Annotated in this window: 23 protein-coding genes and 3 pseudogenes; 11 read left to right on the forward strand and 15 right to left on the reverse strand. The window is 61.1% G+C overall.

The window, feature by feature from the left end; all coding sequences use genetic code 11:
- Nucleotides 1-124 precede the first annotated feature (124 nt).
- The 4 genes and pseudogenes from pcaF to pcaR all read right to left on the reverse strand — a co-directional run bounded on the left by pcaF (nt 125) and on the right by pcaR (nt 4,118).
- Nucleotides 125-1,330 (reverse strand): 3-oxoadipyl-CoA thiolase, encoded by a 1,206-nt coding sequence (gene pcaF / locus ACF8RA_RS05895; RefSeq protein WP_176682793.1) that lies wholly within the window; start codon nt 1,328-1,330, stop codon nt 125-127.
- A pseudogene (locus ACF8RA_RS05900) lies at nt 1,327-1,422 on the reverse strand (CoA-transferase subunit beta); the annotation flags it as partial. The gene pcaF and the pseudogene ACF8RA_RS05900, both read right to left, overlap by 4 nt.
- Before the next feature lie 219 nt (nt 1,423-1,641).
- A complete protein-coding gene (locus ACF8RA_RS05905) occupies nt 1,642-2,988 on the reverse strand; it encodes an MFS transporter (protein WP_019752479.1) in 1,347 nt (448 codons plus the stop codon).
- A gap of 320 nt (nt 2,989-3,308) precedes the next feature.
- The gene (gene pcaR, locus ACF8RA_RS05910) at nt 3,309-4,118 is read right to left on the reverse strand and encodes a pca regulon transcriptional regulator PcaR (protein ID WP_033723735.1); all 810 of its coding nucleotides are present in this window, start codon (nt 4,116-4,118) and stop codon (nt 3,309-3,311) included.
- A 547-nt stretch (nt 4,119-4,665) separates the two neighbouring features.
- Here pcaR and ACF8RA_RS05915 point away from each other — a divergent pair.
- Both ACF8RA_RS05915 and ACF8RA_RS05920 read left to right on the forward strand, forming a co-directional pair.
- Nucleotides 4,666-4,866 carry a hypothetical protein gene (locus ACF8RA_RS05915; protein ID WP_003251937.1) on the forward strand — a complete coding sequence of 67 codons (201 nt, stop codon included), beginning with the start codon at nt 4,666-4,668 and terminating at the stop codon, nt 4,864-4,866.
- Between the two features lie 311 nt (nt 4,867-5,177).
- A complete protein-coding gene (locus tag ACF8RA_RS05920; RefSeq protein WP_003251935.1) occupies nt 5,178-6,650 on the forward strand; it encodes an inorganic phosphate transporter in 1,473 nt (490 codons plus the stop codon).
- A 121-nt stretch (nt 6,651-6,771) separates the two neighbouring features.
- Here ACF8RA_RS05920 and ACF8RA_RS05925 read toward each other — a convergent pair whose 3' ends face one another.
- On the reverse strand, nt 6,772-8,247 hold the full coding sequence (locus ACF8RA_RS05925; RefSeq protein ID WP_176682638.1) for a helicase HerA-like domain-containing protein: 1,476 nt from the start codon (nt 8,245-8,247) through the stop codon (nt 6,772-6,774).
- 169 nt (nt 8,248-8,416) lie between these two features.
- On the opposite strand from ACF8RA_RS05925, the pseudogene ACF8RA_RS05930 reads away from it, so the two are divergent.
- The 5 genes and pseudogenes from ACF8RA_RS05930 to ACF8RA_RS05950 all read left to right on the forward strand — a co-directional run.
- A pseudogene (locus ACF8RA_RS05930) lies at nt 8,417-9,433 on the forward strand (cache domain-containing protein); the annotation flags it as partial.
- 261 nt (nt 9,434-9,694) lie between these two features.
- Nucleotides 9,695-10,291, forward strand: a pseudogene (locus ACF8RA_RS05935) (methyl-accepting chemotaxis protein); the annotation flags it as partial.
- 167 nt (nt 10,292-10,458) lie between these two features.
- Nucleotides 10,459-11,580 (forward strand): glycosyltransferase family 1 protein, encoded by a 1,122-nt coding sequence (locus tag ACF8RA_RS05940; RefSeq protein WP_209963709.1) that lies wholly within the window; start codon nt 10,459-10,461, stop codon nt 11,578-11,580.
- Complete coding sequence (locus ACF8RA_RS05945) at nt 11,573-12,337, forward strand: DUF2334 domain-containing protein (protein ID WP_392518921.1); 765 nt, start codon at nt 11,573-11,575, stop codon at nt 12,335-12,337. The genes ACF8RA_RS05940 and ACF8RA_RS05945 overlap by 8 nt, the downstream gene beginning before the upstream one ends.
- Nucleotides 12,334-13,332 (forward strand): lysylphosphatidylglycerol synthase transmembrane domain-containing protein, encoded by a 999-nt coding sequence (locus tag ACF8RA_RS05950; protein ID WP_176682634.1) that lies wholly within the window; start codon nt 12,334-12,336, stop codon nt 13,330-13,332. Before ACF8RA_RS05945 ends, ACF8RA_RS05950 begins: the two co-directional genes overlap by 4 nt.
- Here the strand turns inward: ACF8RA_RS05950 and ACF8RA_RS05955 are convergent.
- Together ACF8RA_RS05955 and purU are read right to left on the reverse strand one after the other, a co-directional pair.
- Nucleotides 13,238-13,471: a hypothetical protein gene (locus tag ACF8RA_RS05955; RefSeq protein WP_245354948.1), complete on the reverse strand. Its 234-nt coding sequence runs from the start codon at nt 13,469-13,471 to the stop codon at nt 13,238-13,240. The genes ACF8RA_RS05950 and ACF8RA_RS05955 overlap by 95 nt on opposite strands.
- 92 nt (nt 13,472-13,563) lie before the next feature.
- On the reverse strand, nt 13,564-14,415 hold the full coding sequence (gene purU, locus ACF8RA_RS05960; protein ID WP_023378897.1) for a formyltetrahydrofolate deformylase: 852 nt from the start codon (nt 14,413-14,415) through the stop codon (nt 13,564-13,566).
- Between the two features lie 283 nt (nt 14,416-14,698).
- On the opposite strand from purU, the gene mvaT reads away from it, so the two are divergent.
- Nucleotides 14,699-15,076, forward strand: a complete 378-nt coding sequence (gene mvaT / locus ACF8RA_RS05965) for a histone-like nucleoid-structuring protein MvaT (protein WP_176682633.1) — start codon at nt 14,699-14,701, stop codon at nt 15,074-15,076.
- Between the two features lie 73 nt (nt 15,077-15,149).
- On the opposite strand, the gene sbcB is transcribed toward mvaT, so the two are convergent.
- The 3 genes from sbcB to ACF8RA_RS05980 all read right to left on the reverse strand — a co-directional run bounded on the left by sbcB (nt 15,150) and on the right by ACF8RA_RS05980 (nt 17,510).
- Complete coding sequence (sbcB, locus tag ACF8RA_RS05970) at nt 15,150-16,583, reverse strand: exodeoxyribonuclease I (protein ID WP_176682632.1); 1,434 nt, start codon at nt 16,581-16,583, stop codon at nt 15,150-15,152.
- 57 nt (nt 16,584-16,640) lie between these two features.
- Nucleotides 16,641-17,000: a PilZ domain-containing protein gene (locus tag ACF8RA_RS05975; protein WP_176682631.1), complete on the reverse strand. Its 360-nt coding sequence runs from the start codon at nt 16,998-17,000 to the stop codon at nt 16,641-16,643.
- Nucleotides 17,001-17,123: 123 nt separating this feature from the next.
- On the reverse strand, nt 17,124-17,510 hold the full coding sequence (locus tag ACF8RA_RS05980; protein WP_003251914.1) for a hypothetical protein: 387 nt from the start codon (nt 17,508-17,510) through the stop codon (nt 17,124-17,126).
- A gap of 180 nt (nt 17,511-17,690) precedes the next feature.
- On the opposite strand from ACF8RA_RS05980, the gene pyk reads away from it, so the two are divergent.
- Nucleotides 17,691-19,145 (forward strand): pyruvate kinase, encoded by a 1,455-nt coding sequence (gene pyk, locus ACF8RA_RS05985; protein WP_021785800.1) that lies wholly within the window; start codon nt 17,691-17,693, stop codon nt 19,143-19,145.
- Nucleotides 19,146-19,270: 125 nt separating this feature from the next.
- Here pyk and groL read toward each other — a convergent pair whose 3' ends face one another.
- The 5 genes from groL to ACF8RA_RS06010 form a co-directional block, all read right to left on the reverse strand.
- Nucleotides 19,271-20,911 (reverse strand): chaperonin GroEL, encoded by a 1,641-nt coding sequence (gene groL, locus ACF8RA_RS05990; RefSeq protein WP_176682629.1) that lies wholly within the window; start codon nt 20,909-20,911, stop codon nt 19,271-19,273.
- Nucleotides 20,912-20,961: 50 nt separating this feature from the next.
- Nucleotides 20,962-21,255 (reverse strand): co-chaperone GroES, encoded by a 294-nt coding sequence (locus tag ACF8RA_RS05995; protein WP_003251905.1) that lies wholly within the window; start codon nt 21,253-21,255, stop codon nt 20,962-20,964.
- Nucleotides 21,256-21,498: 243 nt separating this feature from the next.
- The gene (locus tag ACF8RA_RS06000) at nt 21,499-21,960 is read right to left on the reverse strand and encodes an FxsA family protein (RefSeq protein ID WP_003251903.1); all 462 of its coding nucleotides are present in this window, start codon (nt 21,958-21,960) and stop codon (nt 21,499-21,501) included.
- A gap of 65 nt (nt 21,961-22,025) precedes the next feature.
- Complete coding sequence (locus ACF8RA_RS06005; RefSeq protein ID WP_176682628.1) at nt 22,026-22,757, reverse strand: DUF2470 domain-containing protein; 732 nt, start codon at nt 22,755-22,757, stop codon at nt 22,026-22,028.
- Nucleotides 22,758-22,839: 82 nt separating this feature from the next.
- Nucleotides 22,840-23,850 carry a DUF481 domain-containing protein gene (locus tag ACF8RA_RS06010; protein WP_176682627.1) on the reverse strand — a complete coding sequence of 337 codons (1,011 nt, stop codon included), beginning with the start codon at nt 23,848-23,850 and terminating at the stop codon, nt 22,840-22,842.
- Between the two features lie 163 nt (nt 23,851-24,013).
- On the opposite strand from ACF8RA_RS06010, the gene ACF8RA_RS06015 reads away from it, so the two are divergent.
- Together ACF8RA_RS06015 and ACF8RA_RS06020 are read left to right on the forward strand one after the other, a co-directional pair.
- Nucleotides 24,014-24,367 (forward strand): MGMT family protein, encoded by a 354-nt coding sequence (locus tag ACF8RA_RS06015; RefSeq protein WP_176682626.1) that lies wholly within the window; start codon nt 24,014-24,016, stop codon nt 24,365-24,367.
- Nucleotides 24,368-24,410: 43 nt separating this feature from the next.
- The gene (locus ACF8RA_RS06020; protein ID WP_176682625.1) at nt 24,411-25,958 is read left to right on the forward strand and encodes an AmpG family muropeptide MFS transporter; all 1,548 of its coding nucleotides are present in this window, start codon (nt 24,411-24,413) and stop codon (nt 25,956-25,958) included.
- The last annotated feature ends 28 nt before the right edge of the window (nt 25,959-25,986 follow it).

Consider the following 25,986-nt stretch of genomic DNA (forward strand, 5'->3'; position numbering starts at 1 on the left):
CTATCTGGCTGGCAATTGGCCTTATGTCTCACAGGACAGGCCTCTTCGTGGGCAAGCCAGCCCCCACAGGGGATTGCGTGGATCCCTGTGGGAGCTGGCTTGCACGCGAAGAGGCCGGTACAGGTCAAACCCGCTCGATGGCCAGCGCCAGACCTTGGCCGACACCCACACACATGGTCGCCAGGCCTTTACGCCCACCACTCTTCTCCAACTGGTGCAGCGCAGTCAGCACCAGGCGCGCACCGCTCATGCCCAGCGGGTGGCCCAGGGCAATGGCGCCGCCATTAGGGTTTACCTGTGGCGCATCGTCAGCGACACCCAGCTCACGTAGCACTGCCAGGCCTTGGCTGGCAAACGCTTCGTTAAGCTCGATCACGTCGAAATCACTTACCGCCACCCCCAGACGCTCGGTCAGCTTGCGCACCGCCGGCACCGGGCCAATGCCCATGACACGTGGAGCAACGCCGCCGCTGGCCATGCCCAGAACGCGGGCACGCGGGGTCAGGCCGTGTTTCTTCACCGCTGCGGCCGAGGCCAGGATCATCGCCGCAGCACCGTCGTTCACGCCCGAGGCGTTGCCGGCGGTGACCGTCTTGTCCGGGCCGTTGACCGGTTTGAGCTTGGTCAGCGCCTCCAGCGTGGTTTCCGGGCGCAGGTGTTCGTCACGTTCGACGATGATTTCGCCCTTCTTGTGAACGATACGCACCGGCACAATTTCTTCGGCGAAGAAGCCGGCAGCCTGCGCAGCGGCAGCCTTCTGCTGACTGCGCAGGGCGAACGCGTCCTGGTCAGCACGCGAAACCTGATAGTCGTCAGCCACGTTGTCGGCGGTTTCCGGCATGGAATCCACACCATACTGGCTCTTCATCAGCGGGTTGATGAAACGCCAGCCAATAGTGGTGTCTTCCAGCTTCATGTTGCGCGAATAGGCGCTTTCAGCCTTGCCCATGACGAACGGAGCGCGCGACATCGACTCGACGCCACCCGCAATCACCAGTTCCATCTCGCCGCTGGCGATGGCGCGGAAAGCGGTGCCGATGGCATCCATGCCCGATGCACACAGGCGGTTCAGGGTGACGCCCGGGATGCTTTCCGGCAGGCCGGCCAGCAGCAACGCCATGCGGGCGACGTTGCGGTTGTCTTCACCGGCCTGGTTGGCGCAACCAAAGAACACTTCGTCTACCTGGTCCCACTGCACGCCTGGGTTGCGCTCTACCAGCGCCTTCAGCGGCACGGCTGCCAGGTCGTCGGCCCGTACGCTGGCCAGGGCGCCGCCGAAGCGGCCGATCGGGGTACGGATGGCATCACAGATGAATACGTCGTGCATCAGGCTTCTCCTGCCAGCTGGCCATGGGCCGCGGCGGTACGGGCGTCGAGGTCACACATGGTGGACAGCTCGATTGGGGTGGGTTCGGAAATGGTCTGCGCGTGGCATTTGGAGGCTCCTGGTCAGGGTGCTTCGGTGAACCCAGATTAAGGAGACTGGTAGGTACCTTACAATCCGATAATCGACTATCTGTGCGATTAACGAACCATTTGTTGCGCGGCTATCCAGGGCAGCTGTGCGCCCTGATCGCAGCACAACGCCGCTCTGCCGGAGCAGCCTTGTGCTGCAAATGGGCCGCAACGCGGCCCTTGCCCTCAGGTCGCGTCAGCGTGGCTGACCAGCCCCTTGACGACCACACCCACGGTCGCCAGCGCCGCCGGCACCAGCAACGCCGTCAGCACCTGTTCGAAGTTCCAGCCCAGGCCCAGCAGCGTGGCGCCACTCCAGGCCCCGAGAATCGCACCAAAGCGGCCAATACCCAGCATCCACGATACACCCGTGGCCCGGCCCTGGGTGGGATAGAAGCGTGCCGCCAGCGATGGCATTGCCGACTGCGCACCGTTCACGCACATACCGGCGACGAGTACCAGCGTGGCTAACACGGTGATGTTGCCCAGGCTCTGCCCCACTGCGTAGGCGAACACCCCGGCCAGCAGATAGAAAATGCCGATCACCTTGTGCGGATTGAAACGGTCCATGGCCCAACCCACGCCGACTGCACTTAGCACTCCGCCAAACTGGAACAGCGCGCCAATGAATGCGGCCTGTTCCATGCTCGCACCACTGTCACGCATCAGGGTTGGCAGCCAGCTGGTCAAGAGGTAGACAATCACCAGACCCATGAAATAGGTCAGCCACAGCAGCACGGTACCCAAGCCGTACGTGCCAGAGAAGATCACCGCGAACACGTTGCGTGCAGCCACCGCCTTTTGCTCCGGCACGCTGAAACTGCCGGCCTCGGCCACCACTTGCGGCGCGATTGGCGACAAGGTCTTGCGCACCTTGTCGGTGCCGCGGTTGCGCACCACGAGGAACCGCGCCGACTCCGGCAGCCAGACCATCAGCACCAGCGCCAGCAGCAACGGCAGCACGCCACCGATGACCAGCAGGCTGTGCCAGCCGTAGGCCGGGATCATCTTGGCGGAAATGAAGCCTCCACCCGCCATGCCCAGGTTGAAGCCACAGAACATGCTGGTCACCAGCAGCGATTTGAGGCGCTCCGGGGTGTACTCGGACAACAGCGTGGTGGCGTTGGGCATGCCTGCACCCAGGCCCAGGCCAGTCAGGAAGCGCAACACCAGCAACTGGTCGACGTTGGTGGCATAGGCCGAGGCGAGGCTGAAGCCACCGAACACCAGCACCGCCCCCACCAGCACGCCCTTGCGGCCAAAGCGGTCAGCCAGCGGCCCGGAGCCCAGGGCGCCGAACACCATGCCGATCAACGCGGCACTCATGACCGGTCCAAGGCTGGCGCGATCGATCCCCCACTCTTGCGACAGTGCCGGGGCGATGAAACCCATGGCAGCGGTGTCCAGGCCATCGAGGAAGACGATCAGGAAGCACAGCAGCACGACCCGCCACTGATAGCGGGACAGCGGCTGCTGATTGATGAACGACTGAACGTCGAGGCTTTTGCCGACGTTGGTTTGCGCTTGGTTCATTATTGTTATCCAGAATGTGGGGCACAGTCAGGCCATTGCACGCGGGCAACCGGTACAAGGGCGATGATTGGGGTAAAGGGCCTGGGTCAGCCTGGATACAACGGTACTGCATGCGGGTGCGGCCGCAGCAGCGAGGTGACAGTATTCATGAGTAAGTGCCTCTTGTGTTTTTCTTGTTCGGTCGGCTAGCCGACCGTTGCGAGAGACATTAATCAGCGGGCCGAGGTGAAGCAATTCACCCGGCACGACACTGTGCGTTTATCGCACAAGAAACGGTTTTGCCTGTTCTGATCCGGGGCCGCAAAGTGCTCCCTGCGGTCTCAACCAAACAACTGATGGCAAAGGTCCCGGCTGGCTGCCAGCAAAATCGGCAAGAACCGCTGCTCCAGCTCACTGCGGGTCACCCGCCCGACATGGGTACTTACATTCAACGCAGCCAACACCTGCCCCGAAGCGTCGTACACCGGCACTGCAATCGATCGCAGCCCCTGTTCCAGTTCCTGGTCCACCACGCACCAGCCTTGGGCGCGCACCTGCTGGATGCAGGCAAACAACGACTCAGGGTCATTCAGGGTACGGCTGGTGCGCGCCTTGAGGTCGGCACGTTCCAGGTACTCACGCAGGCTGGTGTCGTCCATGGCCGCCAGCAGAATGCGCCCCATCGACGTGCAATAGGCCGGCAGGCGCCCACCCACCGACAGATCGACCGAGATCAGCCGCTCGACCGTGGCCGAGCGGGCTATATAAAGGATGTCGTCACCTTCGAGGGTGGCCATGTTGGCCGCCTCATGCAACTGGTCGCTGATGCGATCCAGGTACGGCTGGGCAGAAATTGCCAGCGGCGTCGACGACAGGTAGGCATGCCCCAGGGTCAGCACTTTGGGCAGCAGCGAATAGGTACGCCCGTCGGTGGTGGCGTAACCCAGCTTGATCAACGTGTGCAGGCACCGGCGCACGGCTGCGCGAGGGATTTCGGTACGGTGGCTGATCTGGGCGATGGTCAGGTGACGCTTGCGCTCCTGGAACGCCTGGATCACGGCCAGGCCACGCGCCAGTGAGGTCATGAAGTCAGGGTCACCGGTAAAGGCCTGGATGCGTTTGGCCGGGGACGCCACGATCGGCGGCGCCATGGCCGTCGAAGCAGGCCGCGCCACCTCCGGATTGGCGGAATCGTTGCCCAGGGTTTCGTCACTCATCGCACACCTCAAAAAAAACACCCGTTCGTGCGATTATCGAACAAACGGCCGATAATCGCAATTGACCGCCGACACGTTTGCTTATACCTTTCCCATGCCACTTGTGGCTTCTTTGGAGAGACTGGTCAGGTACCCACCGTAGAAGTCCCCAGGCAACGGCCTCGCCTTTTCGGGCGAGGCCGTTTTTCATTACGGCCTGCCCTGACAATGCAGCGAACTTCTATCCGTCAATCCTTTCAAACTTGTACGAAAGGTCCCAACTGTTCGCGGACACATCCTGCTAGTTACGCCAGATGATGTCAGGGTTGAGTAAATTAACGATGTTCGGCGAATTATCGGTTGCTATAATCGATTGCGCAGGCCCTCCGCTTACCGTGGTCATAGAACCTTCCGCTTTATCAAGCCGTTGCGGCCAGCAAGGCAATATGCATGTGGCACAATGCATGACAACAGTCATTACACTTTTTTTCAGGTACTGCACGTGACGAAAGATGAACTGCGCGCGGAACTCGAGCGCCAGGCTGAACGTTACAAGGATGTTTATGGTGGCGAAGTCACCACTTACGCCGCACAACCGGATCCGGAACGCAAACCCTGGCGCAAGCGTGCCAGCGTTCGCGACCAGGCCTTCAGCCAGGAACTGGAACGCATCGAAAAAGAACTGCGCAGCGACAACCCCTGAGTCTCGGGGCCCCTGCGCGTCGTCGCCCGGTCAGCCCGGGCGAGGTCGATCTTTACTGTCTGGCCGATGATGAAATGGAATTACACAAATTTCATACGGCCGTTTGAAATTTTGCGAAATGGACATTTCTCAACATTTAGGCCATTTTTCGCCATGATTTTCGACTTTTAGCCGCCATTTACCCCACTGAACGCCCCCCTCTGCACGACACGCTTGCACCATGAAGGCTGTCATCTGTCTGTTGCAAGTGCATCGATTGCAAAGGTTTTCTGGCATAATCCCGCCCCCCTATGACCCGCCAGACAACCTTCATGATCGATTTATTCAGCGGACTGGATGCCTGGGTGTTGGTGAGCCTGCTGCTCGCCTTGACCTTCGTACTCGCCTTCGAGTTCATCAATGGCTTTCATGACACCGCCAACGCGGTAGCTACCGTCATCTATACCAAAGCCATGCCACCGCACCTCGCCGTGTTCTTCTCCGGCGTGTTCAATTTCCTTGGCGTTCTGCTCGGCGGTGTAGGGGTGGCCTATGCCATCGTGCACCTGTTGCCGGTAGAGCTGCTGATCAATGTGAACACCGGACACGGCCTGGCCATGGTCTTCTCGTTGCTGGCCGCGGCCATCACCTGGAACCTGGGCACTTGGTACTTTGGCATCCCCGCCTCCAGTTCGCACACGCTGATCGGCTCCATTCTCGGCGTCGGCCTGGCCAACGCCCTGATCAACGACATTCCGCTGGGCGACGGCGTCAACTGGCAGAAAGCGATCGATATCGCCATGTCGCTGGTGGTCTCGCCAATGGCCGGCTTCGCCGTTGCTGCCCTGGTGCTGATCGGCCTGAAATGGTGGCGCCCGCTGTCGAAGATGCACAAGACCCCGGAACAGCGCCGCAAGCTCGACGACAAGAAGCACCCGCCCTTCTGGAACCGTCTGGTCCTGGTGGTTTCCGCCATGGGTGTGAGCTTCGTGCACGGCTCCAACGACGGCCAGAAAGGCATCGGCCTGATCATGCTGGTGCTGATCGGTATTGTCCCGGCCAAGTTCGTACTCGACCTGAACAGCACTACCTACCAGATCGAGCGTACTCGCGACGCCACGCTGCACATGAGCCAGTTCTACCAGCGCAACGCCGCCACCCTGGGCGAGTTCCTGGCACTGGGCAAGGCCAAGGCCAGCGATCTGCCGGAGCAGTTCAGCTGCAACCCACAGCAGACCGAACCGACCATTGCTGCGCTGCAGACCTCGCTGAAGGGCGTGACGGACTACCACAGCCTCGATGCCGAGAAGCGCGTTGAAGTACGCCGCTACCTGTTGTGCCTGGATGACACTGCGAAGAAGGTTGGCAAGCTGCCAGGCCTGGACGCCCGTGAAAAATCCGACCTTGAAAAGCTGCGCAAAGACCTCACCGCCACTACCGAATACGCCCCGTTCTGGGTGATCGTGGCCGTCGCCCTGGCCCTTGGCCTGGGCACCATGGTGGGCTGGAAGCGCGTCGTGTTGACCGTAGGCGAGAAGATCGGCAAGCAAGGCATGACCTATGCCCAAGGTATGTCGGCACAGATCACCGCAGCCTGCGCCATCGGCATGGCCAACGTATTCGCCCTGCCGGTATCGACCACCCACGTGCTGTCGTCCGGCGTGGCCGGCACCATGGTCGCCAACAAAAGTGGCCTGCAAGGCGGTACTGTGAAGACCATCCTGCTGGCATGGGTCCTGACCCTGCCTGCCTCGATGGGCCTGGCGGCCGGCCTGTTCTGGCTGGCGTCCAAAGCCATTGGCTGAGTGACACCGCGATGAATGAAGGCGCCTCCGGGCGCCTTTTTCATAGCCGTTGCTCCTGTGCCGCCCTGTTCTTTGCCGAAGCAGCCTTGCGCTCCTGAAGGCATGGGGCGGCGCAGGAAGACTACCTTTTCTTGCTCCCTAACAACGATCCCATCAATCCGCGCACCAACTGCCGCCCCAACTGGTTAGCTGCCTGGCGCACTGCCGACTTGATCGCCTGCCCCGCTGCACTCTGCAAGAATTCGCCAGCCTTGTCGGCAAAACTCTCTTCATCCGCCTTCGGTTGTGGCGCCGGTTCCACTGGCTCGCCCTTACGCTGGCTCAGCATTTCATAGGCAGACTCACGGTCCACCGGTTTGTCATAGCGCCCCGCCAATGGCGAAGCGGCAATCAGCGCACTGCGCTCAGTCGCGCTCAGCGGCCCTATACGCGACTGCGGCGGTGCAACCAACACCCTCTGCACGATGGCCGGCGTCCCCTTTTCCTCCAATGTACCCACCAGCGCTTCGCCAATACCCAGTTCGGTCAGCACTGCCAGGGTGTCGAACGCCGGGTTGGGGCGGAAACCATCGGCTACCGCCCGCAGCGACTTCTGCTCCTTGGCAGTGAACGCCCGCAAGCCGTGCTGAATGCGCAAGCCCAACTGGGCCAGCACCGCGTCGGGCAAGTCTCCCGGCGATTGGGTAACGAAATAGACCCCCACTCCCTTGGAGCGGATCAGCCGGACCACTTGCTCAAGACGGTCCTGCAAGGCCTTGGGCGTGCCGTTGAACAGCAAGTGTGCTTCATCGAAGAACAGCGCCAGCACCGGCTTGTCGGCATCACCGCGCTCGGGCAACTGCTCGAACAGTTCGGCCAGCAGCCACAACAGAAACGTCGCGTATACCTTAGGTGCTTCGTGCACCAATCGGCTGGCATCGAGCAGGTGGATACGCCCACGGCCATCCGGATCAGTGCGCAGCAGATCCTCCAGTTGCAATGCCGGCTCGCCGAACAGTGCCTCGGCGCCCTGCTGCTCCAAAGTAGCGAGCCGGCGCAACAAGGCCTGGGTGGAAGCCGTGGTCATCAGCGCGCTGTCTTCGCCGAGCAGCTGCGGGTTGTCCTTCAGATGCGCCAGCAGGGCTTTGAGGTCTTTGAGGTCCAGCAGCAGCAGGCCTTCGCGGTCGGCCACCTTGAATGCTGCATATAGCGCAGCCTGCTGGCTGTCGGTCAGTTCCAGCAAGTTGCCCAGCAGCAACGGCCCCATTTCACTGAGGGTGGTGCGCAGCGGGTGGCCAGACTGCCCCTCGATATCCCACAAGCTCACCGGATAGGCCCGGGGCGTATGCCCCAGCCACGGCATGCCGGCGATACGCTCAGCCACCTTACCCTGTGGCGCACCGGCAGCCCCCAAACCACAGAGGTCGCCTTTGACATCGGCGGCGAACACCGCCACCCCAGCGTCGCTGAACACCTCCGCCAAGTGCTGCAGGGTGACGGTCTTGCCGGTACCGGTTGCGCCAGCCACCAGGCCGTGGCGGTTGGCCAGGCGCATCGCTTGCCCGACTGGCTGGCCATCCGGCCCCGCTCCTACAACGATGGTCGAATATTCCGACATCTTTTTAATCCTCTGCTCAAGCTTTAGCTTAATTCGGCCGATACCTGTGGGTGATATTCGCCTTAATAGAGAGGAACAACCGAAAGGGGACTTCTCGGGATGTTGCACAACCTACGGCTCCACTCGTGCGAACGCCTGATATAGAACCTTAGCGGAACCGATTACGCCCATGAACAAAAGCCTTCGTTTCAGCCACAAGATTCTTTTGGCGGCATCACTGATCGTGATCCTCGCCTTCAGCCTTTTCACCCTCTACAACGATTACCTCCAGCGTAATGCGATTCGCGAGGACCTGGAAAACTATCTGGCTGAAATGGGCACCTCCACGTCGACCAATATTCGCAACCTGTTCGAGGGCCGGATAAAACTGGTGGAGAACCTGGCGCAGAACATTGCCCAGGACCCGGCCAGCGCCGAAACCCTGATGAGCCAGAATGCGCTGACCTCCAGCTTCCTCACGGTCTACCTGGGCAAAGTCGACGGCGGTTTCAGCGTGCGCCCGGACGCGAAGATGCCCGACGGCTACGACCCGCGCACCCGCCCTTGGTACAAGGACGGCATGAACGCCAGCGGCGCGACCCTGACCGAACCTTACATCGATATGACCACCAACAAGATGGTCATTGGCATCCTCAACAAGGTCTCCAGCAGCGTTGGCGTGGTCGGCGGCGACCTGGCCCTGGACGGCCTGGTGCAGATCATCAACTCGCTGAACTTCGGCGGCATGGGGTACGCCTTCCTGGTCAACGACCAGGGCAAGATCCTGGTGCACCCCGATAAAGATCTGGTCATGAAGTCGTTGTCGGACCTGTTCCCGCAGCACACGCCGAAACTGACCGGTGAGCTGACCGAAGTGCAAAGCGATGGCCAGACCCGCCTGCTGACCTTCAGCCCGATCACCGGCCTGCCGTCGGCGAACTGGTACATCGGTCTTTCGGTGGACAAGGACAAGGCCTTCTCGATGCTCAGCACCTTCCGCACCTCTGCGGTGATCGCCACGGTAGTGGCGGTGGTGATCATCATCGGCCTGCTCGGCTTGCTGATCCGCGTGTTGATGCAACCGCTGCACACCATGACCCGCGCCATGGAAGACATTGCCGAAGGTGAAGGCGACCTTACCAAGCGCCTGCACATCCACAACCACGACGAGTTCGGTGTCCTCGGCAACGCCTTCAACCGCTTCGTCGAACGCATTCACAGCAGCATTCGAGAAGTGTCCTCGGCCACCGAACAGGTCAATGAAGTGGCCCTGCGGGTGATCAGTGCTTCGAACTCGTCGATGACCAACTCCGACGAGCAGTCGAACCGCACCAACAGTGTCGCTGCCGCCATCAACGAACTGGGAGCTGCTGCTCAGGAAATTGCCGGCAACGCCGCCCAGGCTTCGCAGCACGCAACCTCCGCGCGCCTGCTGGCAGAAGAAGGCCAGCAAGTGGTCGAGCGCAACATTGCCGCGATGAACCGCCTGTCCGACCTGATCGTTACATCCAGCGCGCACATCGAAACACTGAACAGCAAGACCGTGAATATCGGCCAGATCCTCGAAGTGATCACCAGCATTTCCCAGCAGACCAACCTGCTGGCGCTGAATGCTGCCATCGAGGCAGCCCGCGCCGGTGAGGCCGGGCGTGGCTTTGCCGTGGTCGCCGACGAGGTGCGCAACCTCGCGCACCGCACCCAGGAATCGGCGCAGCAAGTGCAAACCATGATCGAAGAGCTGCAGGTCGGTGCCCGCGAGTCGGTCGATACCATGGACCAGAGCCAGCGCCACAGCCAGGACAGCATGCAGATCGCCAACCAGGCGGGTGAGCGACTGAACAGCGTTACCGTGCGCATTGGCGAGATCGATGGCATGAACCAGTCAGTGGCCACTGCCACCGAGGAGCAGACCGCCGTGGTCGAGGCGATCAACATGGACATCAGCGAGATCAACATGCTCAACCAGGAAGGCGTGGAGAACCTGCAAGCGACCCTGCGCGCGTGCTCCGACCTCGAGCAGCAGGCTGGCCGCCTGAAGCACCTGGTGGGCAGCTTCCGTATCTGATAACTGCTACACCTTCGCCTGGCGCAGCCTTCTTGCTGCGCCAGGCACTGCGCATTTCCCCCTCTCAAACTGATCGAACAAACTATCCTTCTGATAGGTCCATCTTTAGGCGTGTCATCGCCGGCAATTCGACGCTGGATGACAGACCCGAAGACGATCCCGGAGGGATGCTGATCGTGCACATCGCCGACATCACCATGTTCTACGCCCCGGCCAGCGGTGGCGTACGTACCTATCTTGATGCCAAACATCACCGTCTCGACGCCATTCATGGCGTACGCCACAGCCTGTTGATTCCCGGTGCCAGCGCCCAACACGCCGATGGCATCTACCAGGTGCCTGCGCCGCCCTTGCCGTTTGGCAAAGGCTACCGCTTTCCGGTACGCCTGGCCCCCTGGTGCAACACACTGCGCACGCTCAAGCCCGACCTGATCGAAGTCGGCGACCCCTACCTGACCGCCTGGGCGGCGCTGGAAGCACGGCGCCAACTCGACGTACCAGTGATCGGTTTCTACCATTCCGACCTGCCGTTACTCGTCAGCAACCGCATGGGCAACTGGTTCGCCCCCAATGTCGAGGCCTACGTCAGCAAGCTATACGGCAATTTTGACCGGGTACTGGCCCCCAGCCAGGTGATGGCCGACAAATTACGCCGTTTGGGCGTGCGCGATGTCCATGTGCAGCCGCTGGGCGTTGACCTTGCCACTTTCCACCCCGCCCGGCGCGACCCACATGTACGTGCCGAACTGGGCATTGCCGACACCAGCCGCCTGTTGATCTTTGCCGGCCGCGGCTCGCGGGAAAAGAACCTGCCGGTGCTGCTTGACTGCATGCAGCAACTCGGCGCCCCCTACCACCTGTTACTGGTAGGCTCGAACATGCCGGCCAGCGTGCCACACAACGTCAGCGTCATCGATCACTTCTGCCCGGCTGCAGAGGTGGCCCGGCTGATGGCCAGCGCCGACTTGCTGGTGCATGCTGGCGACCAGGAAACATTCGGCCTGGTCATTCTCGAAGCGATGGCCAGCGCTACGCCCGTGGTGGCCGTGCGCGCCGGTGCGTTCCCTGAAATCATCAACGAACAGTGCGGCCGCCTGTGCATGCCCAACGATGGTCGGGCCATGGCGTCAGCCGTGCGCGAGGCGTTCGAGGCAGGTGTACGCGAGCTCGGTGTGCAGGCCCGTCACCATGTAGAGCAACATTATTCATGGGACAACGTGGTGGCTGGCCTGCTGCAGCACTACCAGGCCGTGCTCGGCCACCAGCCGCAGGTGCGCGCCCATGCTTGAGCCCTCCGCGAGCCAGCGCAGCCTCATGCTGGTGTTGCATGATGTTGCCCCGGAAACCTGGCCGGACTATGAACCGTTCGTAGAGGCCGTGGACGCGCTGGGCAACGTGCCAATGACATGGCTGGTGGTCCCGGACTTCCATCGGCGTAATCCGCTGCACCGGGCACCTACGTTCTGCCGCCTCCTGGATGCACGCCTGGCCAAAGGCGACGAGCTGGCACTTCATGGCTATGCCCATGCTGACGAAGGACCCACACCGCGCAGCCCCGTCGACTACTTCATGCGGCGCATCTATACGCATGAAGGCGAGTTCTACAGCCTTGATGAGGACGAAGCGCTGTCCCGCCTACAGGAGGGCCTGGCACTGTTCGAGGGCCAAGGTTGGCCGGTGGCAGGGTTTGTCGCACCAGCCTGGCTCATGAGCCAGGGCACACGGCAAGCGCTGTGCCGCCTGCCACTGAAATACACCAGCACACCGCAGCATCTGTACCGCTTGCCGGACTTTACGGCCATTGATGCGCCAGGCCTGGTCTGGAGCGCCCGGAGCGCATGGCGTCGCAAACTGTCCCGCACGCTCTGCGACTGGCAATGCCAGCGCTGGCGGGGTGCAAGCACGTTGCGCATGGGACTGCACCCTGTAGACATGCGTCATCGCTCATCCCGCGACTATTGGCTGCGCACGCTGGAAAAACTGCTCAAGGAGGGCCGTGAACCGCTGACCAAATCCGCCTGGCTGGAGCGCCAGGGGGCCGCATGAAGCGCTGGGCCTGGCTGGCGCTGGCATTGCTGGGTGCAGCACTGGTGCCAGCGTTGCTGGGTGGTAGCGAACTGCTGCCGAGGCTGAGCCGGTTCGACCCGCACCTGATGATCATGCTGCTAGGCATGATTCTGTTGTGCTGGGTCATCAATGCGCTGCGCCTGCGCCTGTTGCTGGGTGAGCAGGCGAAACAGTTGAGCCATGCTCGCAGCCTGGGCGTTGTCATGGCCACCGAGTTTGCCATCTGCACCACCCCTGGCGGTAGTGGTGGGCCGCTTACCCTGATGGCCCTGCTGGCGCGAGACCGCATCTGCCCGGCGCGCAGCGGCGCCGTCTTTGCCATGGACCAGTTGAACGACCTGGTGTTCTTCTTCTGCGCAATGCTGGCGATTGCCGGATACGCGCTGTTCCACAGCCTGGGTCGCAGTCAGGAAAGCATGTTGCTTGGCAGTGCGTTACTGCTGTGCACAGCGTTGGCCGGGGTGATCGGGCTGTTGCGCTACCTGCGCCCGATAATGCGCATGAACGGCAGGCTGTTGCAGCGCATGGGGATGGGGATGGGCCACCCGCGCAAACGTCGCTGGGCGCGCAAACTGCTGCACTTCGTCGCAGCACTGGCGCAGACCTGGCGCCTGCCCAAGCGCACGCTGAGCCTGGTGTTCACCCTGACCTGCGCCCACTGGGGGCTGCGCTACAGCGTGCTGTACCTGGTGCTGCGAGGCTTGGGGGTAGACCTGCAGTGGATTCCCAGCTTCCTGGTGCAGATGCTGTCGCTCAGCGCCGGCCAATTCAGCCTGCTGCCTGGCGGGGCCGGGGCCGCCGAGCTGACGTCGGCCAGCCTGTTGACACCCTTGGTGGGCAGTTCGACCGCCGCTGCGGCAATCCTGATATGGCGGGCGGTTACTTACTACTTTTATCTGCTGGCTGGGGGGCCGGTGTTTGTCTGCCTGCTGGGGCGTCCGCTGCTGGAACGCTGGCGGCGTCAGGCGGGTTGAGCTGCTGCCAGAGTTCGGCGGCGCCGGGGAAGTCGGTGCCATCCGTGTCATCCAGGGCTTCAGGGTCGTAGCGGGCCAGGCAGCCTTCGCCAAGGGTCGGTGGAGGTGAGGCGGCGGGGTTGTTGCGTTGCCTGGCCATTAGCGTTTCACCCAAGATTGCCGGGGCGCTTTGCGCCCCTGTCGCGACGGGGCTGCACAGCAACCCAGAATCTCACAGCAAGCCCGATGGCGTCAGTCGAACACCACCGTCTTGTTACCATGCACCAGCACGCGGTCTTCCAGGTGATAACGCAGGCCACGGGCCAGCACCATCTTCTCCACATCACGGCCAAAGCGGACCATGTCCTCGATGCTGTCGGCATGGCTGACTCGCACCACATCCTGCTCGATGATCGGGCCGGCGTCCAGCTCTTCGGTGACGTAATGGCACGTCGCGCCGATCAGCTTCACCCCACGCAGGGCGGCCTGGTGGTATGGCTTGGCGCCGACGAACGACGGCAGGAAGCTGTGATGGATGTTGATCACCTTCTCGGCATAGTCCTGGCACAGTTGTGGCGGCAGGATCTGCATGTAGCGGGCCAGTACCACGACGTCGGCGGCATGCTCCTGCACCAGACGCGACACTTCGGCAAAGGCCGGGGCCTTGTCCTTAGGGTCGACCGGTACATGGAAGAACGGAATACCGTGCCATTCGACCATGCTGCGCAGGTCGTTGTGGTTGGAAATCACGCAAGGGATCTCGCAGTCCAGTTCATCGGTGTGCCAGCGGTGCAGCAGGTCTGCCAGGCAGTGCGACTCGCGGCTGGCCATCAACACCACACGTTTTTTCTGTGCCGAGTCGGTAATGCGCCAAGTCATGGAGAACTCTTCAGCGATCGGCGCAAACGCCTCACGGAAAGCTTCGATACCGAACGGCAGCGACTCAGCGCGGATTTCATGACGCATGAAGAACCAACCGCTCTGCTCATCGGAGTGGTGGCTGGCTTCGTTGATCCAGCCATTGTACAAGGCCAGGAAATTACTGACTTTCGCCACGATGCCTACACGGTCGGGGCAGGCGATCACCAGACGATAGGTGCGCATGAATGAGACTCCAGAACTTCGCAAAGGCGCCTATTCTAGCGGTCCGCCAGAAAAAACGCAGTATTGATCGCTGCCGCGATGGCATATGCAGGCGCGAAACGCTGCAAGGGCGCAGTCTGACAGACATGACGAATCGCCTGGGCCGTATGTAAAATTTTGTTCACGTAGAGAAATGCTGTCACAGCTTAATTAACAGTTAATTGCCCATTCTTATGTTTACTTGCGAGTATTGCCTGTCTATTATTGGCCCACACATTTCTGAACACGCATTAAGGAACACTCCATGTCCCTGATCAACGAGTACCGCGCTACCGAAGAAGCCATCAAGGAACTTCAGGCCCGCCTGGCCAATCTGTCGCAGGATGACAAGCTGAAGAAAGAACTGGAGTTCGAAGGCAAACTGCGCACACTGATGGGCGAGTACTCCAAGTCGCTGCGCGACGTGATTGCCCTGCTCGACCCAGAGTCGAAACTGAGCAAGGCACCTCGTGGTTCGGTCAAGACTACCGGCACCAAGCGTGCGCGCAAGGTCAAGCAATACAAGAACCCGCACAACGGTGAAGTGATCGAAACCAAAGGCGGCAACCACAAGACCCTGAAAGAGTGGAAAGCCACTTGGGGCGGCGACGTGGTTGAAAGCTGGGCAACCCTGCTGGACTGATTATCCGCATACGCCCTCTTGCTTCGCACAATAAAAACGCCGGCACATTGCCGGCGTTTTTGTTTACCAGCCATCAGCCGATTGAATAGTTTTCCTGCAATTGTCGAGCATGCATTTGCCAGGCCTCCAACACCCGCCTGCCCGCCTCGTCGGCGCCCTCCCAGGCTTGCTGGCGTGCTCGTTCGAAGTCGCCCAAGGTATTCGGCGCGCCCCACTGCGGGTCGCTCAGGCGTTGCTGGCAGAAGCCATACCAACGTTGCCGCTCTTCGCGGGTCAAGGTTTCAGGGAAGTTACGTGCCCGATAGCGGAAAAACAGCTCCGGCAAACGCGAATCATCGAACATCCAGTGGCCATGGCTCAACTGCGCCGGTTCCAGCGCACGCACTTGCTCGCATAAGCGCCGGTCGCGGTCACCTATAAAACCATCATACAACTGCTGTTCCGGGTCCTCACTCGGGGTGAACTCGTCCTTGCCATAGATGTGTTCCAGCTTTTCCTGCCATTGCCCCTGCTGACTGGCCAATTGTTCGCCGCGCGACTGTAACAACGTCAAGTCCAGGCCCAATCGTTGTTGATCGACCGGGCGCAATACCGACAGCGGCGCCACTACCGGGCAACGATTGATCTGCACCAATTTGAGCGGTACCGGTAATTCACCTTCAGCCAATTCATCATGCCGGGTGTACAAGCGCTGACGTAAAACTTCAGCACTTTCCCGCAGTAACGGTAGGGTTTCCTGATGCAGGTCGCAGACAATCAGTGCATTGCGATTACGCGGGTGCCAGGCCAATGGCAATACGACCCCCAGGTAATTGCGCGCCGCCGAAAAACGCCCGGATATATGCACCAGTGGCTGCAACAAACGGATCTGCTCCATCACTTTATGCTTGCTGCGCAACTGAAACAGCCAGTCATATAACTTGGGTTGTTTCTGCCGAATCAGGCGGGCCAGGGCAATGGTTGCCCGCACGTCGGAAAGCGCTTCGTGGGCATGCCCGTGGTCAATGCCATTGGCCTTGCTCAGCAGCTCCAGACGCAGGCTGGTGCGCCCGTCCTGTTGTGGCCATTGAATGCCTTCCGGTCGCAGGGCATAGGCGGTGCGCACAATATCGATCAGGTCCCAGCGGCTATTGCCTCCCTGCCATTCACGGGCATACGGATCGAAAAAGTTGCGGTAAAGGCTGTAGCGGGTCACTTCATCGTCGAAGCGCAGGGTGTTGTAGCCGGCACCACAGGTGCCCGGTTGCGCCAGCTGGGCATGCACACGAGTCATGAACTCGGCTTCGCACAGGCCCTGCTCCGCCAGCAGCTGCGGCGTGATACCTGTCACCAGGCAGGCCGCCGGGTGCGGCAGGATGTCGTCCGACGGCCGGCAATAAAGGCTGATCGGCTCGTCGATCTCGTTGAGGTCGAAGTCAGTGCGCACGCCGGCCACCTGCAGCGGCCGATCGCAGCGCGGGTTGATGCCGGTGGTTTCATAGTCGTGCCAGAAAATGCTGGAGGTCACGGGGTCGTCCTGTATCGAGGTCGACCCGATTCTAGCGCGATTGTGAAGAACGAACGTTCAGACGGGCGCGTTGGCGGGGCGGAAACTGAAATAATCGCGCAACGAACGGACGAAATCATCGTACTCGCGCGGAGACTGCAACAGCATGAAGCCCGAATCGTAGTGCCCAGGCGTCTGGTCCTCGCGGCACCACAGGCAACTGGCAGTGAGGTTGACGAACTGGTGCCCGCCGCCATGCAGGGGCATACGCAGCTGCAGCTCGTAATCGGGCCCGACCAGCACGGGTAGCTGGCTGATGACCATCAGACCATTTTCAGAGGCATTGCCTAGCTGACCGATCTCCTGACCGGTAAAGCGGTTGAACACCTTGAGGACACAAGGTAGCTGATGACGTTCGATGTTGCGCTTGTTGAACATGATCGCGGGTGTATTCCGTACCTGATGCCAGGAATACAAGGTACTGGCGGTTGTTGTAACAACTGAGTTACAGATTAGCGCAGCACGCGCAGCAAATCTCGTGAAATAAACCACACCTTTGTGTTAGCGCCAAGGTACGGTCGTCACCGGGTTGGCCACGGCCGTTTCTGCACCGCGCAAATGGCCGAGTTTTTCCAGTGTCTGCAGACGCGCTCGGGCGCGATAGGCATATTCGTTGCCTGGGTATTGCTGGATCAGGTACTGATAGGTCTGCGCCGCGTCCACGTACAACGCCTGACGCTCCAGGCACTGGCCGCGCAGCAGTGACACTTCGGGGTGGATGAACGGCCGGGCCCGGCTGGTGCGATCAACCTGCGACAGTTCGAGCATGACCCGTGCGCAATCGCCGCGGTCGTAGGCGCGGTAAGCATTGTTCAAGTGGTGGTCCATGGACCAGCGGGTGCAGCCGACGGCGCTGGCGGCCAGGGCTAAAACGATCAGGGCTCGCATGGGGATCTCCTTTGATGCCAGTGTATCGGCGTTTGCCTGCAAATCTTCACACCCTTTTGCAAGGATACCCTGCGCCGTTCAAATGCCACCCTGCCCTGGGCGTAGGTAGTGCAACGGAACAATGACTACAGCGAGATTCAGGAGTAGCCTTTCGCTGCGCTTCACTATAGGAGTCTGTGCATGAGCATCCGCCGCACCAAAATCGTCGCCACCCTTGGCCCCGCCAGCAACTCGCCGGAAGTGATCGAACAACTGATCCTCGCCGGCCTGGACGTGGCACGTCTGAACTTCTCCCACGGCACGCCGGACGAGCACAAGGCCCGCGCGCGCCTGATTCGTGACATCGCCGCCAAGAACGGCCGCCATGTTGCACTGCTGGGCGACCTGCAGGGTCCGAAGATCCGCATCGCCAAGTTCGCCAACAAGCGCATCGAACTGAAGATCGGTGACAAGTTCACCTTCTCCACCGCCCACCCGCTGACCGAAGGCAACCAGGACATCGTCGGTATCGACTACCCCGACCTGGTCAAGGACTGCGGCGTTGGTGACGAACTGCTGCTCGACGATGGCCGTGTGGTCATGCGCGTCGAAACCGCCACGGCAGACGCCCTGCACTGCGTGGTGATCATCGGTGGCCCGCTGTCGGACCACAAAGGCATCAACCGTAAAGGTGGTGGCCTGACCGCACCGGCCCTGACCGAAAAAGACAAGGCCGACATCAAGTTGGCTGCGGAAATGGACCTGGACTACCTGGCCGTGTCCTTCCCGCGTGACGCCAGCGACATGGAATACGCGCGCAAGCTGCGTGACGAAGCCGGCGGCAGCGCCTGGCTGGTGGCCAAGATCGAACGCGCCGAAGCAGTTGCCGATGACGAGACCCTCGACAAGCTGATCGCCGCCTCCGACGCGGTGATGGTTGCCCGTGGTGACCTGGGCGTGGAAATCGGCGACGCCGAGCTGATCGCCATCCAGAAGAAGATCATCCAGCACGCCCGCCGCAACAACAAGGCAGTCATCGTGGCGACCCAGATGATGGAGTCGATGATCCAGAACCCGATGCCGACCCGCGCTGAAGTGTCCGACGTGGCCAACGCCGTGCTGGACAACACCGATGCGGTGATGCTGTCGGCCGAAAGCGCCGCCGGTTCCTACCCGATCGAAGCGGTTCAGGCCATGGCACGCATCTGCCTGGGTGCCGAAAAGCACCCGACCAGCCAGAAGTCCAGCCATCGCCTGCACACCACCTTCGAGCGCTGCGACGAAAGCATCGCCTTGGCGGCCATGTACACTGCCAACCACTTCCCGGGCGTAAAGGCGATCATCGCCCTGACCGAAAGCGGCTACACCCCGCTGATCATGTCGCGCCTGCGCTCGCATGTACCGATCTTCGCCCTGTCGCCGCGCCGCGCCACCCAGGCGCGCGCCTCGATGTTCCGTGGCGTGTACCCGATTGCCTTCGACCCGGCCGCGCTGCCGGCCGACAAGGTGAGCCAGGCGGCGGTCGACGAGCTGCTCAAACGTGGCCTGGTGGAGCAAGGTGACTGGGTGATCCTGACCAAGGGTGACAGCTACCACACCATCGGTGGCACCAACGGCATGAAAATTCTGCACGTCGGTGATCCGCTGGTCGGTTGATCCACTCTTTCACAGCACAAGGCTCAAGCGCAGCCTTGTGCTGCGAAGAGGCCCCGACAGCAATAAAAAAAAGCCCCGGTTCTCGCGAACCGGGGCTTTTTGATGGTGCAGGGGGTAAGGCTGGCTTACATCATGCCGCCCATGCCACCCATGCCGCCCATATCAGGCATGCCAGCAGCTGGCTTGTCTTCCGGCAGGTCGGCAACCATGGCTTCGGTGGTGATCATCAGACCGCCGATCGAAGCAGCAGCTTGCAGCGCCGAGCGAGTAACCTTGGCTGGGTCCAGGATACCCATCTCGATCATGTCGCCGTATTCACCGGTAGCGGCGTTGTAGCCGAAGTTGCCCGAACCTTGCTTGACCTTGTCAGCAACCACGCTTGGCTCATCACCGGCGTTGGCAGTGATCTGGCGCAGCGGGGATTCAACAGCGCGACGCAGCAGCGCGATACCGACGTTCTGGTCTTCGTTGTCGCCTTTCAGGTCGATGATGGCTGCCAGGGCGCGAACCAGGGCAACACCACCGCCAGGCACCACGCCTTCTTCAACGGCTGCACGGGTAGCGTGCAGGGCGTCTTCAACGCGGGCTTTCTTCTCTTTCATTTCAACTTCAGTGCCGGCACCCACCTTGATCACGGCAACACCGCCAGCCAGCTTGGCCAGACGCTCTTGCAGCTTCTCACGGTCGTAGTCCGAGGAAGTTTCTTCGATCTGGGCACGGATCTGCTTGACGCGTGCTTCGATCTCGGTATCAGCACCAGCACCGTCGATGATGGTGGTGTTTTCCTTGGACAGGATGACGCGCTTGGCGTTACCCAGGTGCTCCAGGGTAGCGGTTTCCAGGGACAGGCCGATTTCTTCGGAGATGACCTGGCCGCCAGTCAGGACGGCGATGTCCTGCAGCATGGCCTTGCGGCGATCGCCGAAGCCCGGAGCCTTGACTGCAGCAACCTTGACGATGCCGCGCATGTTGTTGACTACCAGGGTAGCCAGCGCTTCACCTTCAACGTCCTCGGCAACGATCAGCAGTGGGCGGCCGGCCTTGGCAACGGCTTCCAGAACTGGCAGCAGCTCACGGATGTTGGAGATTTTCTTGTCGACCAGCAGCAGCAGCGGGCTTTCCAGCTCGGCAACCATGGTGTCCGGCTTGTTGACGAAGTACGGCGACAGGTAGCCGCGGTCGAACTGCATGCCTTCTACGACGGACAGTTCGTTTTCCAGGCCCGAGCCTTCCTCAACGGTGATCACGCCTTCTTTACCGACTTTTTCCATGGCTTCGGCAATGATTTCACCGATGGAGCTATCGGAGTTGGCAGAGATGGTACCTACCTGGGCGATGGCCTTGGAGTCGGCGCATGGCTTGGACAGGTTCTTCAGCTCGGCAACGACGGCAGCAGTTGCCTTGTCGATACCGCGCTTCAGGTCCATCGGGTTCATGCCGGCAGCGACGGCTTTCAGGCCTTCGTTGACGATGGCCTGAGCCAGAACGGTAGCGGTGGTGGTGCCGTCACCGGCAGCGTCGTTGGCCTTGGAAGCAACTTCCTTGACCAGCTGGGCGCCCATGTTTTCGAAAGCGTCTTTCAGCTCGATTTCTTTGGCGACGGAAACGCCGTCCTTGGTGATGGTCGGGGCGCCGAAGCTCTTGGCCAGTACCACGTTACGGCCTTTCGGGCCCAGGGTCGCTTTTACCGCGTCAGCCAGAACGTTGACACCAACCAGCATTTTCTTACGAGCGGAATCACCAAATTTTACGTCTTTAGCAGCCATGATCGTTTAATCCTTGAAAAACTTTGGAGTAACGGGAAGTCGGGGGGAAATCAGCCTTCGACAACGGCGAGGATTTCGTTCTCGGCCATGACCAGCAGGTCTTCGCCATCGACTTTCACGGTGTTGCTGCCCGAGTACGGGCCGAAAACCACTTTGTCACCCACTTTCACGGCCAGCGCGCGAACTTCGCCGTTGTCCAGGACGCGACCGGTGCCGACGGCTACAACTTCGCCGCGGTTTGGTTTTTCAGCGGCCGAACCCGGCAGGACGATACCGCCAGCGGTTTTCGATTCTTCTTCGCTGCGACGGATGACTACGCGGTCATGCAGAGGACGAAGTTTCATTGTCGATCTCTCCCAAATTGTGGTTTTCATCGGCCGGTTCGACACCGGCGGTTTTGATGCTGTCCGGCGTTGCCGGGGGCGGCCCGCTGTGAGCGAACCACCTGTGTAATGTCTGGTGTTGCCACCAGAAACCTTGCGGTGACCACATACATGAGGCCGCCATATTCAATTACAAGGCTCGATATGGAAAATTTTTCATCAGGCCGAAAAAAACCGGGGCCGCTTGCGCGGCCCCGGTCTTTTTTATTTGTCTCGGCGCTCGTACTCGCCTTCGATCACGTTCGGGCGGTGGCCGCCATCTCGCGGCTGCGCCTGGAAGGGGTCGTCCTGGAACGCACGCTGGCGCATGGCCTGGGCCTCGGCACGCTCGCGCATCTTGCGCGCAGCCAGGCGGCGGGTGAACGGCAACAGGCACAGCACACCCAACACGTCGCTGATGAAGCCTGGCAGCAGCAACAGGCCACCACCCACAGCCAGCATCATGCCCTGGAACATATCCTCGGCGGGCAACTCACCGCGCTGCAGGCTTTCACGGGCGCGCAATGCGGTAGCCAGGCCGGCCACCCGCATGACCAGCACACCCAGGGCGGAACCGGCGATGATCAGCAGCAACGCCGGGAAGAAACCGATTGCCGCGCTGACCTTCACGAAGACGAACAGCTCCAGCACAGGAAAAATCAGAAACAGCAGTAGAAAAGCACGCATCAAGGGTTCCTCGACGGAAGATAACCTTCCAATAAGACCTCAGATGGATGCCTGCGCTCCGGATTTCAACCCTCGGCTTGCATCATATGCGCCCACTTGTCGGCGCGAGCCAGCAAAACCAAGGCCTCGCGGACTTGTGTCGGCGTGTTGCAAGTAGTCGGGAAAGGCAACCAGTGCACTGCCTGACCGATGCGCAGGTGCATCCCTTCACTGTCTACCCCGACCATCTGCGCCGGTACGTGTTGTGGCAACCCGGTCAGTTCGACGTAGTGGGCAATGGCACTGGCGTGATCGCTGTTCATGTGTTCGATCATGCTGCCCTCGGCCTTGCCGGCGAACGGGTTGGCCAAGGTCACCTGGTCGAGCCAGTGGATCGCACCGAAGCCGCCAATGTAGCGGTGACGCACCGGCTGCAGCACCCAGAAATCGAAGTCGTGGGCCTTGTGGTAGTTGGCCGCGTCCGGGAAATAGCGGTAATAGCGTTCGGCGGCGGCCTCGATGACGGCCTCGTCGACCAGCTTGTGCGCTTCGGCCATCACCGTCAGGCGCCCTACCGCCTGCACATCTTCAGCCTCGCGCTCACCCACCAGCAGCGAACACTTGGGGTCCTTCAGCAGGTTGTGGGTGTGCTGGGCAATGCGGCTGATCAGGATCAGCGGGTTGCCCTGGGCGTCCAGGCAGTACGGCACGACCGAACCGAAGGGGTAGCCAGGCATCGACCTGGAATGTGTCGAAAGCACGCCGCGGTATTCCTTGAGCAGCAGTTCCCGGGCGGGGCGAATGGCGTTGGTACTCACTTGAGGGCGGCTCCTGGCGGACGGGTTGGGGACAAGATAAGCATTATCCGCTGCCTGTGCCACTGACCTGCATCCAGACGCCTTACCAGGTAACGCCAAAGCCCGCGGTATAGCGTGTCTTGTCCAGGTCACTCTCACGCGTGCCCGTGATGATATCCTTCTCTGCCTTGAGGTTGAGCGAAGCCCACTCGGTGACCTTGTAGCGCAGGCCAACCTCGGCATCCAGCGAATAGTCGGCCACGCCACCCAGCGGCTTGGCGAACTCGCCGTTGGTGAACAGCTGCACGTTCTTGCCGATCAGGTAGCGGGTGTAATCCCACTTCACGGCCGCAGAATAGAAATTATCCTTTCCGCCGTCCCGATACTCGAAATCAGTGCGGTTGATCAGTGAACCCAGCGAGAACGCACCCAGCTCATCGTCCCAGAACTGGTAACCCGGGCCTGTACCCACGGTGCGCTGGCGGGCCAGGTCTTCGATGTGATCGCGTTTGTATTCCGCACGCCCCTGCCAGAACCACTTCTCGGTAATAAAGCGGTCCAGAGCGTACTCGGCGCTCCAGTTGTTGGTGGTGGTGATGTCGTCCTTGGTCTCGCGGTTGTACTCACCCTCGGCGTTGTGCCGCCAACGGCCATGGCGGGCAGTGGTCTTGAAACCCACGTCGTAATCGTCGGTGTCGTTCTCGGCGCGCTTGTAGTCCAGCGCCACGTCGACATTGCCTTTCCACACGAAATCCTCGATCAGCGGCCTGGGCTTCATGATCTGCTCGATGCTGGCCAGCTCCACCGTCTTCGGTGAATCGCCATTGGCCAAGGTCACCTTGCCTGGCTCGGCGGCCTTGAGCGACTTGGCTTTCTCTCCGCTGTAGGCGTCCTGTTTGACCAGCATCTGCTGGTCGCTTTCCAACGTCTGGACCTGTTTCCAGTCCAGGGCGATTGACCCGCCATAAGGGGTTTCCAGCAGCAGCTTGCCGCCGTCGAAGACCTTGATCTTGCCACTCAGCCGGTCACCGTTCTTCATCCACACAGTGTCGGCGAACACCGGAGAGGCGCACAGGGAAACAGCAAGAAGGCACAACAAGGATCTAGAATTCATAAACGGACTTTGGTTGCGGACTAGGGTTCGATTTGACGAAAAAGCCGGGCATTATCCAGATACCGACGACCAGAGCAAGGACAGACCGGGAGCATGCCGTTGAGTTCAACTCTCATTTGCCGGACCACCGGTCCGGTTTCATCTGCAGCCCAAGGCGGGCGAGATGTCTGATGGATATGAGCACGCCCTTGATTCGGCCGAGGGCCGACGAACGGCGCTGTATTCAGTACTTGGCCAAGTGCCACCCGGCAAGGTGGTGAGCTATGGCCAACTGGCCGAACTGGCTGGGCTTGGCCGTGCGGCGCGCTGGGTTGGGCGCACCTTGGGGCAGTTGCCTGCAGACACTCGCCTGCCTTGGCATCGGGTGCTTGGCGCAGGTGGCCGGCTGAGCCTGGCGCTGGGCACGCCGTCGGGCGATGAACAACGGGCGCGGTTACGCGAGGAAGGTGTGAATGTAAGCAACAATCGTGTGGATATGACGCGCCATGGCTGGCGCCCAATGGAGCACAGCGGTTAGAGTGCGCGCTTTGTTTTCGAAAACTTGAGGCAGATGTTGGCCCATGCCCCGTAAAACCTGGCGCGCTGCGCTTGCTGCCTATGCCAGCCCGTCAACCTTGGTACTTTTGCTACTCGGTTTCGCCGCCGGCCTGCCCTACATGCTGGTGTTCTCGACCCTGTCGGTATGGTTGCGCGAAGCCGGCGTTGCCCGTGAAACCATCGGTTATGCCAGCCTGATTGGCTTGGCCTACGCCTTCAAGTGGGTCTGGTCACCGCTGCTAGACCAATGGCGTCTGCCGTTGCTTGGCGGCCTCGGGCGCCGGCGTTCGTGGCTGCTGTTGTCGCAAGCGCTGGTGGTAATCGGGCTGGTCGGCATGAGCCTGTGCGACCCGCAACAACACCTCTCCTGGCTGATTGCCATGGCCGTACTGGTGGCCTTCGCCTCGGCTACCCAGGACATCGCTGTCGACGCCTACCGCCTGGAAATTGCCGACGACCAGCGCCAGGCCGCGCTTGCTGCCAGCTACATGGCCGGCTATCGGGTGGCTGCCTTGCTCGCCACGGCCGGTGCCCTGTTCTTCGCCGAGTGGTTCGGCTCTACCGGCTTCAGCTACCTGCACAAGGCCTGGGCCGGTACTTACGTGATGTTCGGCGTGATGATGCTGCCCGCCCTGTTCACCACCTTGGTCATGCGCGAACCGTCAGTGCCCATGCGCACCCAACTGTCGGCCGCGCGCTACGGGCTGGTGCACCAGATGGCCTCGGTGTTCGTGCTGATCATCCTGCTGGTCTCGGTACCGGCCAGCTTCACCCAGATGTTCAATACCGGCTGGTCCAGTGTGATCTCCGGTGATGCCACGCCGCTTGACCTGCTGCTGGAAGACCGCGCCTTCCTGCGCCTGATCCTCTACGTGCTGTTGTCCTGGGCCTGCCTGTCGAGCCTCGGTCGTCGCGGCCTGGCCCCCGTGCTGACCCCGATCAACGACTTCATCACCCGCTACCGCTGGCAGGCTCTGCTGCTGCTAGGCCTGATCGCCACCTATCGCATGTCGGACACGGTGATGGGGGTGATGGCCAACGTGTTCTATATCGACATGGGCTTCACCAAGGACCAGATTGCCAGCGTCAGCAAGATCTTCGGTCTGATCATGACCTTGGTCGGCGCCGGGGTTGGCGGTCTGCTGATCGTACGTTTCGGCATCATGCCCATCCTGTTTATCGGCGGCGTAGCCTCTGCCGGCACCAACATCCTGTTCCTGATGCTGGCTGACATGGGGCCGAACCTGGAAATGCTGGTGGTGACCATCTCACTGGACAACTTCAGTTCCGGCATGGCTACCTCGGCCTTTGTGGCCTACCTGTCAAGCCTGACCAATCTGAAGTTCTCGGCGACCCAATACGCGCTGCTCAGTTCGATCATGCTGCTGTTGCCGCGGCTGATCGGCGGGTATTCGGGCGTTATTGTGGAGAAGTTCGGCTACCACGACTTCTTCCTGATCACTGCTTTGCTGGGGGTGCCTACGCTGATCCTGATCGCCCTGCAGTGGCATCAGGAAGCCGGGCGGGGGACGCCGGTGGCGGAGGAACACTCCGCAGCTGAGCGGCCCTGAAGCTTTGCATTGCCTGTGCTGGCCTCTT

The sequence above is a fragment of the Pseudomonas sp. FYR_5 genome, from assembly GCF_043106315.1.
GTDB classification, from domain to species: domain Bacteria; phylum Pseudomonadota; class Gammaproteobacteria; order Pseudomonadales; family Pseudomonadaceae; genus Aquipseudomonas; species Aquipseudomonas putida_Y.

What these genes read in the sequence shown, in the direction of transcription:
- ACF8RA_RS05940 (WP_209963709.1), top strand. Translation starts at nt 10,459, where the DNA reads ATGCTGATCGTGCACATCGCCGACATCACCATGTTCTACGCCCCGGCC.
- pyk (WP_021785800.1), top strand. Translation starts at nt 17,691, where the DNA reads ATGAGCATCCGCCGCACCAAAATCGTCGCCACCCTTGGCCCCGCCAGC.
- ACF8RA_RS05980 (WP_003251914.1), bottom strand. Translation starts at nt 17,510, where the DNA reads ATGCGAGCCCTGATCGTTTTAGCCCTGGCCGCCAGCGCCGTCGGCTGC.
- purU (WP_023378897.1), bottom strand. Translation starts at nt 14,415, where the DNA reads ATGCGCACCTATCGTCTGGTGATCGCCTGCCCCGACCGTGTAGGCATC.
- ACF8RA_RS06000 (WP_003251903.1), bottom strand. Translation starts at nt 21,960, where the DNA reads ATGCGTGCTTTTCTACTGCTGTTTCTGATTTTTCCTGTGCTGGAGCTG.
- ACF8RA_RS05955 (WP_245354948.1), bottom strand. Translation starts at nt 13,471, where the DNA reads ATGGCCAGGCAACGCAACAACCCCGCCGCCTCACCTCCACCGACCCTT.
- ACF8RA_RS05925 (WP_176682638.1), bottom strand. Translation starts at nt 8,247, where the DNA reads ATGTCGGAATATTCGACCATCGTTGTAGGAGCGGGGCCGGATGGCCAG.
- groL (WP_176682629.1), bottom strand. Translation starts at nt 20,911, where the DNA reads ATGGCTGCTAAAGACGTAAAATTTGGTGATTCCGCTCGTAAGAAAATG.
- ACF8RA_RS05975 (WP_176682631.1), bottom strand. Translation starts at nt 17,000, where the DNA reads ATGTTCAACAAGCGCAACATCGAACGTCATCAGCTACCTTGTGTCCTC.
- pcaR (WP_033723735.1), bottom strand. Translation starts at nt 4,118, where the DNA reads ATGGCGCCGCCGATCGTGGCGTCCCCGGCCAAACGCATCCAGGCCTTT.
- ACF8RA_RS05920 (WP_003251935.1), top strand. Translation starts at nt 5,178, where the DNA reads ATGATCGATTTATTCAGCGGACTGGATGCCTGGGTGTTGGTGAGCCTG.
- ACF8RA_RS05945 (WP_392518921.1), top strand. Translation starts at nt 11,573, where the DNA reads ATGCTTGAGCCCTCCGCGAGCCAGCGCAGCCTCATGCTGGTGTTGCAT.
- ACF8RA_RS05905 (WP_019752479.1), bottom strand. Translation starts at nt 2,988, where the DNA reads ATGAACCAAGCGCAAACCAACGTCGGCAAAAGCCTCGACGTTCAGTCG.
- mvaT (WP_176682633.1), top strand. Translation starts at nt 14,699, where the DNA reads ATGTCCCTGATCAACGAGTACCGCGCTACCGAAGAAGCCATCAAGGAA.
- ACF8RA_RS06015 (WP_176682626.1), top strand. Translation starts at nt 24,014, where the DNA reads ATGTCTGATGGATATGAGCACGCCCTTGATTCGGCCGAGGGCCGACGA.
- ACF8RA_RS05950 (WP_176682634.1), top strand. Translation starts at nt 12,334, where the DNA reads ATGAAGCGCTGGGCCTGGCTGGCGCTGGCATTGCTGGGTGCAGCACTG.
- ACF8RA_RS06020 (WP_176682625.1), top strand. Translation starts at nt 24,411, where the DNA reads ATGCCCCGTAAAACCTGGCGCGCTGCGCTTGCTGCCTATGCCAGCCCG.
- ACF8RA_RS06010 (WP_176682627.1), bottom strand. Translation starts at nt 23,850, where the DNA reads ATGAATTCTAGATCCTTGTTGTGCCTTCTTGCTGTTTCCCTGTGCGCC.
- ACF8RA_RS05995 (WP_003251905.1), bottom strand. Translation starts at nt 21,255, where the DNA reads ATGAAACTTCGTCCTCTGCATGACCGCGTAGTCATCCGTCGCAGCGAA.